General features: G+C 41.0%; 10 protein-coding genes. 6 read left to right on the top strand and 4 right to left on the bottom strand.

Annotated elements, in window-relative coordinates; all coding sequences use genetic code 11:
- Positions 1–15: 15 nt before the first annotated feature.
- On the bottom strand, positions 16–2,067 hold the full coding sequence (locus C1E24_RS04160) for an FG-GAP repeat domain-containing protein (RefSeq protein ID WP_138479020.1): 2,052 nt from the start codon (positions 2,065–2,067) through the stop codon (positions 16–18).
- Between the two features lie 379 nt (positions 2,068–2,446).
- On the opposite strand from C1E24_RS04160, the gene C1E24_RS04155 reads away from it, so the two are divergent.
- From C1E24_RS04155 to C1E24_RS04135, 5 genes are all read left to right on the top strand, one after another.
- Complete coding sequence (locus tag C1E24_RS04155; RefSeq protein WP_138479018.1) at positions 2,447–3,121, top strand: TorF family putative porin; 675 nt, start codon at positions 2,447–2,449, stop codon at positions 3,119–3,121.
- Between the two features lie 144 nt (positions 3,122–3,265).
- Entirely contained in the window at positions 3,266–4,069 is an 804-nt protein-coding gene (locus tag C1E24_RS04150; RefSeq protein WP_138479016.1) for a substrate-binding periplasmic protein, read from the top strand.
- 99 nt (positions 4,070–4,168) lie between these two features.
- Positions 4,169–4,648 (top strand): ribonuclease E activity regulator RraA, encoded by a 480-nt coding sequence (gene rraA / locus C1E24_RS04145; RefSeq protein ID WP_138479015.1) that lies wholly within the window; start codon positions 4,169–4,171, stop codon positions 4,646–4,648.
- Between the two features lie 283 nt (positions 4,649–4,931).
- Positions 4,932–5,135, top strand: a complete 204-nt coding sequence (locus C1E24_RS20895) for a hypothetical protein (protein ID WP_171040769.1) — start codon at positions 4,932–4,934, stop codon at positions 5,133–5,135.
- 85 nt (positions 5,136–5,220) lie between these two features.
- The gene (locus C1E24_RS04135) at positions 5,221–6,084 is read left to right on the top strand and encodes a hypothetical protein (RefSeq protein ID WP_138479011.1); all 864 of its coding nucleotides are present in this window, start codon (positions 5,221–5,223) and stop codon (positions 6,082–6,084) included.
- A gap of 106 nt (positions 6,085–6,190) precedes the next feature.
- Here the strand turns inward: C1E24_RS04135 and C1E24_RS04130 are convergent, their stop codons facing one another.
- Entirely contained in the window at positions 6,191–7,168 is a 978-nt protein-coding gene (locus C1E24_RS04130; RefSeq protein ID WP_171040767.1) for an ABC transporter substrate-binding protein, read from the bottom strand.
- Between the two features lie 292 nt (positions 7,169–7,460).
- Between C1E24_RS04130 and C1E24_RS04125 the strand changes: the two genes are divergently transcribed.
- Entirely contained in the window at positions 7,461–10,682 is a 3,222-nt protein-coding gene (locus C1E24_RS04125) for a S41 family peptidase (RefSeq protein ID WP_138479007.1), read from the top strand.
- A 36-nt stretch (positions 10,683–10,718) separates the two neighbouring features.
- On the opposite strand, the gene C1E24_RS04120 is transcribed toward C1E24_RS04125, so the two are convergent.
- Positions 10,719–11,516 carry a substrate-binding periplasmic protein gene (locus C1E24_RS04120; RefSeq protein WP_138479006.1) on the bottom strand — a complete coding sequence of 266 codons (798 nt, stop codon included), beginning with the start codon at positions 11,514–11,516 and terminating at the stop codon, positions 10,719–10,721.
- The gene (locus C1E24_RS04115; protein ID WP_138479004.1) at positions 11,509–12,639 is read right to left on the bottom strand and encodes a porin; all 1,131 of its coding nucleotides are present in this window, start codon (positions 12,637–12,639) and stop codon (positions 11,509–11,511) included. The genes C1E24_RS04120 and C1E24_RS04115 overlap by 8 nt, the downstream gene beginning before the upstream one ends.
- Positions 12,640–12,663: the final 24 nt, after the last annotated feature.

The raw sequence follows: 12,663 nt of genomic DNA, 5'->3' as shown, positions 1-12,663 counted from the left end.
GGGGAAGGGAGAATTTTAACGTTTATTCGAAGCTATCATGCTTTGTAGCAGGTCTTTTTCTTCATCGGTGATGAGTCCTTGTTTTTTCAGTGCGTTAAGCACTTTGGCCATGCAGCTTACATACTTACCATGATTCTTCGCAGTAGCTGAGCAAGCATTCATACCATCGGCGAGTAATACGCTGAGCGGTACGCCATTACTGTTTACTCTATCTGCTATACCTGTATCACCGGTGCCGAGATCGACATTACCTGAAACCATACCTGTGTATTGGTCTATATCATCGGTTACACCGTCATTGTCGTCATCGTTGTCAGCATTGTCGCCTACCCCGTCGCCGTCAAAATCAGCTGATTCTGTGGCATCAAATGGGAATGCGTCATTGCTGTCGTCAACGCCATCGTTGTCGTCATCGGTGTCGGCATTGTTACCTATGCCATCACCATCAAAGTCTGCACTTTCTGTGCTATCAAGTGGGAAGGCATCATTGCTATCATCAACGCCATCATTGTCGTCATCGGTATCAGCATTATTGCCCACACCATCACCGTCGGTGTCTACAGATTCAGTTGCATCGAATGGGAAAGCATCTTGGCTGTCATCTACACCATCGTTGTCGTCGTCGGTATCGGCATTATCACCAATGCCATCACCGTCATAGTCGTAGGCTTCATTACCGTCGGTTGGGAATAAATCAAGGTCGTCATCGACGCCGTCACCATCAGAGTCGGTTGAAGTAGGGTCTAAACCTTGCGCGACTTCATCTCCGTCGTTGATACCATCACCGTCCGAATCTGGGTTGTTAGGATCAGAGCCAAGGGCTTCTTCTTCTGAGTCTAAGAGTCCATCGCCATCGCTGTCTTTATCGACAGAAACGGGTGCTTCATTAAAGCCATACCAATAACCTCGATAATAACCACCTGTGATGAGTTCTAAATCACCATCACCTTCCATATCAAAGGCGAACATTTTAGTTTGCCATGAGATAGTCGGGTAATTAACAGCATCTCTATCTGGCGCTTTCCAATGAAAGCTAAAATTACCGCTACCATCGTTTAAAAATAGGGCGGGTGGGTTTATCCAACTACTGCGATTAGCGCCGTCTGTGGTTGCAAAGTCTAAATCACCGTCACCATCGAAGTCTGCTAAAACATTCCCTTCCCAATAGCGGTTCTCTTCAGCGAACATCGTTTTACGGGTAAAGCTCATTGTACCATCGTTTTCAAAAATGTAAGCGTTAGATACTCTAGAATTAGCTTCATAGCCGGTCATTACAATATCAATATCACCGTCACCGTCGACATCACCAGAACTATGGTAATAATGGGCATAAATTTGTGAAGCGGTATCTTCTGTGTAAGCTGGGCTCATTGTCCAGTTACCCTCATTTCTCCACACCATGGGTGTTGAAACATGGGTATACCAGCGACCGATAGCCACTGACATATCTAAGTCGCCGTCGCCGTCAAAGTCCGCAAGCTGGAAGTTACTGTGGTCGAAGCGCGCATCAGTGACTAAGGTATGCTCTATGTAGTTACCATTCCCGGTATTTTCAAGCGCAAATATTTTGTACCCAGCTCGACCAGAACCATAAATGATGTCGGTATCGCCATCGCCATCCATATCAGCAACACTGATAGCAAAAGGCGTTTGAGAAACAGGTATAGATGTGGTGCCAGCAAAGCTTCCATTACCCTGATTAATATGTACTAAGATACGGTGAGGACTAATAGCGCCGTAGTAATGCACGACATCTAAATCTCCATCATTGTCATAGTCCATAAAGCGTGGGTTAGCCCCAAACCAAGCAACTTGACGGATTGAATATGTACCATCAGATCGACTCAATCCAATATAGGTAATACCCTGATAATTAATTGAGTAAGCGATGTCTAAGTAGCCGTCGCCATTCACGTCGGCAGCATCAAATGAAGTACCAATAGGGTTAATACCTACATTTTGATTGAAGTACTCTGTAAGACTGATTTCATGCTCTGCAGCATAAGAAATAGAACTGATCCCGAGCAATGCAAGAGAAATGCTCAGTTTGAGTGAAATACGATGCATCTTAAAACCCCCCACAGTTATGTGGCTGCTTTATGATTGCGCGTAGCTCCTTTGTAGTGTCCGTACAGTTGCTTAAAAAATCTTTCCAACTAAGTAGGTTTTGATTTTACATCACAAACAACCTGCATCTTGTTTAGCCTTATAACACTAGACCAGTGCCAAACTTTTACCGCATAAAATGCAATTAACCTTACAAAAAACAGGGTTAAGTATGAACCACATTAAAAGTGTAGATATTTTGGTATTAGCAACAAGGTATTGCTTAATGTTACTTAAAGGTAAAGTGTTTCTGTTTTAGAAATAGTCTGTTCATTTGTTTACAGCAGTCATTTTTGTACTAATCTCATTTCATAAAGGAAAATTATTTCAGAGTTCAATAATGAAAAAATCGATTTTATATACACTGTGTTTATGCGCTTTTCCGACTTTGGCTGATACCTCAGTTACAGTGACGGGTGTGTCTGATTATTTGTTTAATGGGGTAAGTCAAACTCAAGAAGACCCTGCCATTCAGGCAAGCTTTGATTGGGCGGGAGATATCGGGTGGTATGCAGGAGTCTGGGGCTCAAATGTCGATTTTGGCGAAGATACCAACATCGAGTTTGATGGTTATGTAGGTTACTACACGGCTCTGAATGATGTGCTTAATTTAGATGTCGGTATTGCGCAGTACACCTACCATGGTGCTGATGTGAGCTCTAGCTATAACTATGCAGAAGCCTATGCAAAGTTTAATTACGGTAACACTAACCTTAATTTTTGGTATGCATGGGACTATTTTGGCACAGGTGCAGGCCATAGCATTGTGATGTTGACTCATAACTTCCCTGTAAACGAGTCATTCTCGGTTGATGTCGGCATCGATTACTCCATGAGTATGGATGATGATAAATGGACTTGGGAAGGAACTGACGATGACTACGTACATTGGCGAGTGACGGGTAATTACTCGGTCAGTGGCTGGGACTTATCTTTGGGTTATGAAGACACCGATCTCGACACCTATGGCGATTCGACAATTTTGTTTACCGTAGGCAAAACCTTTAGCTTATAAACACCCTTTATATTTCACTTAACGGCCATTTCCATAATTCATTCAGGAAATGGCAATTCTCTATTTTCTTCCTATGCTTAAATTTAGACATAAACTTGAAACATAAGTTTTTCATACTCTTATTTTTATCTAAGGTGTTGCTTGATGAAGTTAAAAAGGTGCTGTATTGCTCTGCTGTTTGCTTCGACCTATGCTATTGGTTCTGAGCAATCGCTCACCATCTATACCGAAGAGTTTCCACCTTATAACTTTCTAGAAAAAGGCGTTGTCGTTGGCGTGAATGCCGATATTGTGGCTATGGCTTGTAAAATGGCAAATTTAACATGCAAGTTTGCATTGTACCCTTGGAAGCGCGCGATGACATTGAGCCTAAAACATGAGCATAGTGGTCTAGTGTCCACATCTAGGCTGCCAAGCCGTGAACAGCAATTCCAATGGGTTGGGCCACTTATTTCAAGCCCTGGGTGCTTTTATAAACTTACTGAACGCGATGATATTCAAATAAACAACAAAGAAGAGTTGGCAAATTACACGGTTGCTTTACATAAAGGCGATGCATATGAAGAAGTGCTCAAGCAGTGGGGATTTAAAGAGCATATAAATTACATTCTTTTTTCTGAAAAGTTTGCAGAAATAAAAGCGTTTACTGAGGGCAAACTCGATTTGTTTATTGCCTCCGCGAATAGCTTGAAATTCCACATTCAGAATTATCGACTTCGACCTGAGCAGGTTGTTCCAGCTTACTATATAGATGATCCTCGACTAGGTGGAAATTATTTGGCTTTAAATAAGAGGGTGCCTCAAACATTGGTTACTCAACTACAAAGTGCAATTGACGAAATTTATTCAAAAGGCTTGGATTTACCCATCAAAGAGCGTTATCTAGAAACTATCACACAAATTTCAGAGCAAGAACTCTCGCTAGAAGCCCGTTGCACCCACCAATAATATGCATTCTATGAATAGCCGTTATTTGCTTAAGAGATTGTGAATTTTTAATTTTAACTGCTTAAGTAAGTACTATCTTGACTTAAATTGGAATCATAAATGTCTGTTTTTACGACCCCTGATCTTTACGACGAATACGGCGATACTTTACAAGTTATGGAGCATGGCTTGTCACACTTTGGCAAATCACGCTACATGAAAGGCCAAGCCGTGATTATTCGTTGCCCAGAAGATAACAGCCTAGTTGGCGAGTGTTTAAGACAACCTGGCGACAATAAGGTTTTAATTGTTGATGCTCAAGGCTCTAAATCATTCGCTTTTCTTGGTGATAACTTGGCTATATCTGCCATTAAAAACCAATGGTCAGGCATTATCGTAAACGGCTGTGTTCGCGATGTAGAAATATTAAAAACATTGCCATTTTGTGTCATGGCGCTAGGGCACGTTCCGCGTAAAACCAAAAAGCAAGGTTTAGGTAGTGTGTTAAGCTCGCTTACTTTTCTCGGTGCAGAGGTGTCAGAATGTGATTGGGTGTATGCCGATGAGAATGGTGTGGTGATTAGTAAAATGGAGGTTTAGAGGTGTGTTGGTTTGTTGTCGCATTGGCGACGGCAACCAAAGGGCGGCTGCCGCCGACCGCTCGGGTGCGACCTTCGCTCTGGACTCCCACGGCGCCCCTATATCTCGCTAAATCTTCAAATAACTAATTGATGTGAACGTAACCGCAATGTATTCGCCATCCTTGGCGAAATCATCGCTTGGCTCGCATCCATGCGATCGCATTACTCATCAATTACTTATTTTCAGGCGTGATACAAGGGGAAAGGGCGTTGTCTGCAGCTCCTGTTTTCAAAGATACAAATTGCAAGATGCGACTCCCATCATTGTGAAAACATTTCCCTTCTTTGTTATGGCATTAGGGCACGTTCCGCGTAAAACCAAAAAGCAAGGTTTAGGTAGTGTGTTAAGCTCGCTTACTTTTCTCGGTGCAGAGGTGTCAGAAGATGATTGGGTGTATGCAGATGAACATGGGGTGGTGATCAGTAAAACTGAGGAGTGCTGTTAGCAAAAATGCTCATTTAATCTATTCATTTTGAAATCGTAGTTAGTTAATATTTTTCCGTGACTATATTTTTGAGATTGAAGAAATAATGGAATATATAATTGTCGAAGATGACTACCTTTCTGAGCCAAGGCTGAATTTAATTTCGCCTCTGACAATGGGTGTTATCGACTTTATCAACGCAAAGAATTACAGATCTATTTTGCTAAATCAAAGGTTGGGATGGAAGAGCCAGGAATTAGGTCTTTTAACGAAAGTTAAAAACTTAAAATGTCTATACCTCATGGACGATGAGATAAAAGACTTGGCTATGATTGAAGATTTACAAGATTTGGAGTATTTGCAGTTAGAATGCTTAGGTGTGAAACAAGGATTTAATTTCGAGAAGCTTACTAACTTGAAAGTTGTAAAAATTGATTGGCGTCCTTGTTTTGAAAGCTTGCATCAAGTTGGTTGGTTATTGCAATTGAGAATAGACAAATACAAAAATAAAGATTTATCCAAGTTCAAAACTTCGCCTAATCTGAATAGGTTTGAGTTAGTACAAGCTACAATAGAGTCTACTAACGGTATTAAACAGTTTGGAAAACTCAAAAATTTAATGCTTTATAGATGCAGTAAATTAAAAGACATCTCGGAATTAGCGCTTATAGACCTGTCTGAGTTGAGACTAGAAACATGTAAGAAAGTTGAGAATCTGGAATCCGTGTTTTGTATCAAAAGTATTGAATCTCTTATTTTAGAAAAGTGCCATTCTTTAAACAGCATCAAAGGCATATCCAACTTGCCTCTAAGGAAAGTTAGGATAAGTGATACAGTCATTGTGGATGGAAACCTATCTGAAATATTAAGCCTTAAAAATTGCAATATTTTCTTTGATAATAAGAAGCATTATTCACACAAGTATGTTTGGATAAATGATTATTCTGAGAAGGCAATCATACCTGCATAATAGTGGCCATCAATGGTGAACGCTAATTTTTAGGTTCTATTTTCATCTTGCAGATTGGGTAAGACAATTCAAAGAAAACTTATTCAATCCACGCATTTTTTGTTAGCTACTCACAAATCAAATTGTTGATAGAAAATGTAAGTTTGATGTCTGAGTCACTTAAGAAGTCGGCAAAGTTACACTGATTAAAACGCTTTTGCTGCAAAGCCGACATAAAGGTTTGGTAGGCTTTGATGTTGCTGTGTTGAAAAATCGAATGTTCAACTCTCTCTGGTTTCCTTTTGCCTTCAGATAACTCTTTGATCATAACCATGGCATACGCGCCAAGCGTGACATGGCCGCCAACAGACACGGCTAATCTTCCTTCAGGAATATCGTCATCCCAGTTTATACCGCCAATTCGCATTGTTGGTAACAGGTTGTAACTGGCTACTGCAGAGGTTGCGCCACAAGCCATGGCATCATTGGCTGCCCAAATGATATCGACTTTTTGATGCTTCAAAATACCTTTTACTTTTTCATAAGCTTGTTGTTTTGACCAGTGTGCAACTGTGCTATCTATTAAGTGCACTTCAGGGTGTGAATTCAAAAAGCTATTGAGTCCTTCAGCTCGAGCAACCGAAGCAGGCGAGGTTGTATCACCATGAAGCGCAAGCACATTGACTTTGCCGTGTGTGGTTTTATTTGTGACTAATGCGTCATGGAGTTGTTCTGCTAAAGAAAAGCCTGCGTCAAAATTATTCGGGATCAAGCTGCCCGCATAATATTGCCTCTGCTCTGCAGAAAGAGAGCTTAGCTCTTCATCTGAGAGGTCATTGAGCAACATAAATACTGGAATTTTATGTTTGGTGATCTCTTCAACCAATTTGACCGCGACCCCTTTCTCATTGACCAAAACCGCATAATCTGGTTTTTTAGCTATCACATCCGTAGCAAAAGATTTCATTAAAATATGATTGCGGTTGGCATAAATGGTAGTGAGGTTGATATCTAAGTCATCAGCAGCTTCTTGCATGAAGTAATTAACATTCGGCCAAAAATGTCCGGTTGGATTATTTGATGGGTGACCCGGGTTCAAAAACATAACATTAAGTTGATTTGCCTGAACGAAAAAACTAGGCAAAAAACAAAATAGAATGAAAAAAACGAAAACCCTAATCATGATTACTCACAAGATATATCTTTTTTGCCATATTACTAATCATAGTCAGTTAAGCAAATTTTACTGTTGAGTTTTTTACATGGGCAAGAAGTATAGGGAGCATCAACTCACTTTTAATCGTTACATTTTGTCACAACCAATTTATCTCAAAAAGCTTTCACAGCAGACTTAAATGTTATTATGTAACATTAGTCATTATGAAAACGAGCGAAGAATGAAAATTAAAAATCTTGTTTTGGCCATGGCTGCCGTCGTTGCGCCTTTGGCTTCTGCGTTTCAAACGCAAGATACCCGTATCTTACGATTCCCTGATATTCATAAAGAGCATGTCACATTCGTATATGCAGGTGACATTTACGTTGCTAATACCAAGACTGGAAAAAGCCAACGTTTAACTCATCATGAGGGGTTCGAAACTTTTCCTAAGTTTTCTCCAGACGGGAGTAAAATTGCATTTTCAGCCCAGTACAACGGAAGTCGCCAAGTTTATGTAATAAACCGTGATGGCTCAGGTTTGAAACAATTAACTTACTATAATGATGTTGGCCCGATGCCACCTCGAGGTGGTTATGATTATCGTGTTATGGACTGGACGCCAGACGGAAAAAATATCGTATTTAGAGCAAATAGAACCCCTTGGGGTAAGCGAATGGGTCGTCCGTACATTGTGCCAGCAGAAGGGGGCTTAGAGCAACCGATGGCAATTCCTGAAACGGGTGGGGGCATGCTTTCTCCTGATGGAAGTAAATACGTTTATACGCCAATAGACAGAGAATTTAGAACTTGGAAGCGCTCACGTGGTGGTCGTGCTCAAGATGTGTGGGTGTATGATTTAGAAAATAATACTTCAAAACAACTTACGTCTCATCGCGCTACAGATCAACAGCCTACCTGGGTAAATGACAGTATTTATTTCGTTTCAGATAGAGACTACACCCTAAATTTATATAAATATCGTGAAGGTAAGTCACCAGTTCGAATGACAACGCATGATGACTTCGATGTATTGTGGCCTTCTGCGGGTCCTGATGCGATTGTTTATGAAAATGGTGGGTATCTATACCGTTTCGATGAAGCGACAAAGTCCTCTGAGAAACTAAAGATAAATGTGGAGGGGATCAGAGAGCACACTTTGCCTTACAGTAAAAATGTGAGTGACTTTATTGACTCGATGGACATCTCTCATGATGGCAATCGCGCGGTGTTTACAGCCCGTGGTGAAATATTCACAGTACCTGTAAAACAAGGTCCGACTCGTAACTTAAGCTACACGCCTGAAGGCCGTGAGATAGAAGCCAGTTGGTCGCCAAATGGTCGATATATCGCTTATATGAGCGATGTGACAGGCGAGTACGAGATTTATATTAAAGACCGCGCTAACAATAATGAAGTTAAGCAGTTAACAAGTAATGGCACAATTTGGCGTTTCACGCCTAAGTGGTCACCTGATAACAGCAAACTACTTTTTGCAGATAAAAACCACACACTTTGGTTACTTGATATCGCATCTGGCAAACAAACAAAAATAGATGTAGCAAAGTTTGATGAAAACGGTCTTACTCAATATGTTTGGTCGCCAAATTCAAACGATATTGTGTATGTAAAAAATAACGAAAACCGCTACTCATCGTTATTTCATTTCAATATTGAGTCACAGAAGGTAACACGCTTAACAGATGAGATGACATCTGAAAGTAACCCGACTTTTTCTCCTGACGGTGAGTATCTGTATTTCAGCTCTGAACGTGATTACAACTTAACGTTCAGCTCGTATGAGTTTGATTATATGTTTAATCGTGCCACTCGAGTTTATGCGGTTGCTGTGAATAATCAAATCACACCCATTAACGCATTAAGCTCTGATGAAGCGGGCATTGTCACTGAAGAGACTGAAAATAAATCTCAACAAGAAAACACGAATGCGCTTGAGCCTCAAGGCTTTATGAAACGTGTCGTCTCTACAAATGCACCAGCAGGAAATTATCGCGGCTTAACGGGTGTAGAAGGCGGGGTTTTAACGCTATCAGGTGGTGCACTTAAGCTTATTTCGAACAAGCCTGATGGCAAAGTGGCTACAGTCGCGTCTGGCGTGAGTCAGTATAAAGTGTCGACGAATGGTAAACACATCATTGCTCGCTCAGGTAAAAGCATCAGTGTTATCAAGCCGAAAGCAAAACAAGATCTTAAAGCGAATCAGCTCGATCTCTCGAAGATGAATTTAAAAATTGATCCTAAGGTTGAGTGGCAGCAAATGTATGTGGAGGGATGGCGTACATTGCGCGATTGGTTCTATGATGAAAATCACCATGGCCAAGATTGGGATGCAATTTTAAAGCGTTATCAACCAATGGCGGATGCGGTAGCACACAGAACTGATTTAGATTATGTGCTTAGCGAAATCGCAGGTGAAATTAATGCGGGTCATATTTATGTTCAATCGGGCGATGCGCCTACCGCTGAACGTAAAAAGCATGGTTTATTAGGTGCTGGAGTTGAAAGTCACCCGTCTGGCTTTGTGAAGATAAACAAGATTTATCAAGGTGAAGATTGGCATGAAGACTTCCGCTCGCCACTGGGTCAAACAGGCATTAATGCTTCAGTAGGAAACTTCATTCTATCGGTAAATGGCCAAGCAGTAGATCAAGTGAGTAACTTCTTTGAATTGCTAGAAAATACTCAGGGTGAGCCAGTTGAGCTAATGCTGTCTGATTCACCGAGTTTTGATGCTGCTTGGAAGGTGACAGTTAAACCTGTAGCCAGTGAGCAAGGCCTGCGTTATTTAGATTGGGTGAACAGCCGAGCTGAATACGTCAGCAAGTTATCAAATGGCAAGATTGGTTATGTACATTTACCAAATACACATTACGAAGGTAACCGCTCTTTATTCAAGAACTTTATGCCACAAACGACAAAAGAGGCGATGATCATTGACGATCGTTACAACGGCGGTGGTTTTATTCCTGAACATCTAATTACCTGGTTATCTCGCAAGCCATTAAATTACTGGAAACGTCGAGGTGTTGAGCCAACTAAAACGCCAGCATTTGCTCATGACGGCCCTAAAGCTATGCTAATTAACGGTTATTCGAGTTCTGGAGGTGATGCATTACCTTACTATTTCCGTCAAGCGGGGCTTGGTAAGTTAATTGGCACACGAACTTGGGGTGGCTTGATTGGTATTTCTGGCAACCCATACCTTGTTGATGGTGGGCAAGTGATTGCTGCGACTTTCCGTATTCTTGACAACGACGGCAACTGGATCATAGAGAATGAAGGTGTAACACCAGATATAGAAGTGGTCGATCGTCCAGAGCTTATTCATGCAGGAAAAGACCCATCGGTAGAGCGCGCAGTTAAAGAGCTTCTTAAAGAATTAGAAGCTAACCCTAAAAAGCCGCTTGTCGTGCCACCTGCACCGAGTAACTTTAGAGACTAAGAGTCATTATTCTTATAAGGGGCGAGTAGCCCCTTTTTAATCTTTGAACTCAGGGTATTGCTCTTTGATGGTTAAGATTGCTTGGTTGAGTTTATGTATTAAATCTTCTTTATAAGCAAACTTAATATGTTCACTGTTACTAAAGCCAATATGCGCGGTTTGACGACTTATCTCATCAACTTCAACAAACTTTATATCAAGTGCACTGGGCATTTGAGCCAAGTTAAATTGTATTGCTCGACTATCATTCACATAGCAGTCGAGCTTCTTCTCTATTAATTTTTGCAAGTTTGATTGCGTACTTTTGTTTTCCCATATTTTAATAGCCCCATTTTTTATTAAAGCTTTATATCTGTCATCAAACATCAGATAACCGGCATTGATACCCACGTTTAGCTGTTTTCTGTTAGAGAAGTCTTTTAAATCAAGATTGCTTGGAGTTAAAAGTGCTGGCAAATGTGTATTTGGGTGACAAACAGTGACAACCCTCTCTGTTAATAACGTGACTGAGTATGGACCGATATAAGGGCGAGCTTGTCTGTGTATATAAGGAGGCAAAATTGCAAAAGCATGACCTAATTCTATTTCCTTTAAAGCTCGCTTCCATGGCATCGCTTCAAACTGAATATCGTAGTCATTTTTCAGTAAATTAGCTGCTTTTCTGATCAGATTAATGTAAATCCCTTGCGGGTTACCATTGACCGCATAGCTATAAGGGGGGTAATCCTCGTCAACAATCACTTTTACTTTTACTTTTACGGCTTTTGCTTCACTGATGTTTGATAAAAGCAATGAGCAAAAGAGTAGCAATAGTAATAGGTTGCTTTTACTCATCTAAAAACTTCACATAGTCATATCTAAAGCCCACAGAAATAGAATCAAATCCTGTGCTATTGGCATAGTCCTTCGTTAAGTACTCTAAATGAAAGCGTAGTTTGTTGGCCGGTAGCCACTCCAGCGTCACGTTATAGCCGTCAAAACCATTGCCACTGCTATCTAGACCGTCGTCGAAATCAAAGTATCCGAGCTTAAGTTTATAGTGCTTGGAGATTGGATAGCCTAACGAGATATCGAATGTTGAGCCATCTCGGTCATTACTTGTGATGCGATCGTAACTTTTATCTTGATAACCAACAGCAAGATAGAGGTCTGACGGGAAAGTATAAGCACCAGAAAAGGCTAAAATACGATTCTCACCTAAGTGTGTTTCGGCGTCATACACATGATTATTTTGATAAGTCATCGCGAGATGTAGGTTATCGACATCATAGCTTAGGCCTGCGTTAAATAAGTCTGAATAATTATCGCCATTTTCACCGTCATATTGCGCGCCTGCTTTGAAGGTGAAATCACCGAGTTCTTTTGAGTAGGTGAGAAAGTTGTTCACGAAGAAAATGCTTTCGGGGTCGTAGGCAAATGGACTACTCGCATGGTTGAAAATATCAATATATTCAGCAATGTATAAGTACTGTGCGGGGCGCTGTTTACCTATGCCTACCTCACCGAGCGGTGTATCGAGCGAGACATATACTTGCCTTGCTTTACCAAAATCTCCGTTGTTAGATAAATCTATACCCCATTCGCCATGAAGTGTGGCTTTAAATTCATTTGAGAATTGGTGAGTCGATTTAACGCCCATGTGTGATAACGCATCTCTGACGTCAGTGGTGCTCTCACCTGCATTATCAATGTAGCCGTAAGTTGGTCTGATAGTGGCGTAAAACTTTAGGTCTTTGTCAGGCTTAGCCTTTCCAGTTTTATCCTTACTCGGTTTTTGCGCTGGTTTTTCGGCTACCGGATGATTTTTTTGGGCTTTTTCTAGCGCTTCTATTTTTTGCTGCAATAGTTTTAATTGCGCTTTCAACAAGGCTATTTCGTCTTGTGTATTCGAAGCTGCTGATACGTTTACTGCATAGATAAGACTTAACAAGGCGGTGACAAAAGCAATGCTTCTCATAAGAATTCTCTGCAAAAGTGCGTG

This window comes from Pseudoalteromonas phenolica, assembly GCF_005876835.1.
Lineage (GTDB): Bacteria > Pseudomonadota > Gammaproteobacteria > Enterobacterales > Alteromonadaceae > Pseudoalteromonas > Pseudoalteromonas phenolica_B.
Note: the sequence above shows the minus strand (reverse complement) of the source record. Positions and strands in the feature narration are given on the sequence as shown.

Bases quoted from the DNA above. Each gene is read 5' to 3' on its own strand.
- C1E24_RS04160 (WP_138479020.1), bottom strand. From the start codon at position 2,067: ATGCATCGTATTTCACTCAAACTGAGCATTTCTCTTGCATTGCTCGGG.
- C1E24_RS04155 (WP_138479018.1), top strand. From the start codon at position 2,447: ATGAAAAAATCGATTTTATATACACTGTGTTTATGCGCTTTTCCGACT.
- C1E24_RS04150 (WP_138479016.1), top strand. From the start codon at position 3,266: ATGAAGTTAAAAAGGTGCTGTATTGCTCTGCTGTTTGCTTCGACCTAT.
- rraA (WP_138479015.1), top strand. From the start codon at position 4,169: ATGTCTGTTTTTACGACCCCTGATCTTTACGACGAATACGGCGATACT.
- C1E24_RS04135 (WP_138479011.1), top strand. From the start codon at position 5,221: ATGGAATATATAATTGTCGAAGATGACTACCTTTCTGAGCCAAGGCTG.
- C1E24_RS04130 (WP_171040767.1), bottom strand. From the start codon at position 7,168: ATGTTTTTGAACCCGGGTCACCCATCAAATAATCCAACCGGACATTTT.
- C1E24_RS04125 (WP_138479007.1), top strand. From the start codon at position 7,461: ATGAAAATTAAAAATCTTGTTTTGGCCATGGCTGCCGTCGTTGCGCCT.
- C1E24_RS04120 (WP_138479006.1), bottom strand. From the start codon at position 11,516: ATGAGTAAAAGCAACCTATTACTATTGCTACTCTTTTGCTCATTGCTT.
- C1E24_RS04115 (WP_138479004.1), bottom strand. From the start codon at position 12,639: ATGAGAAGCATTGCTTTTGTCACCGCCTTGTTAAGTCTTATCTATGCA.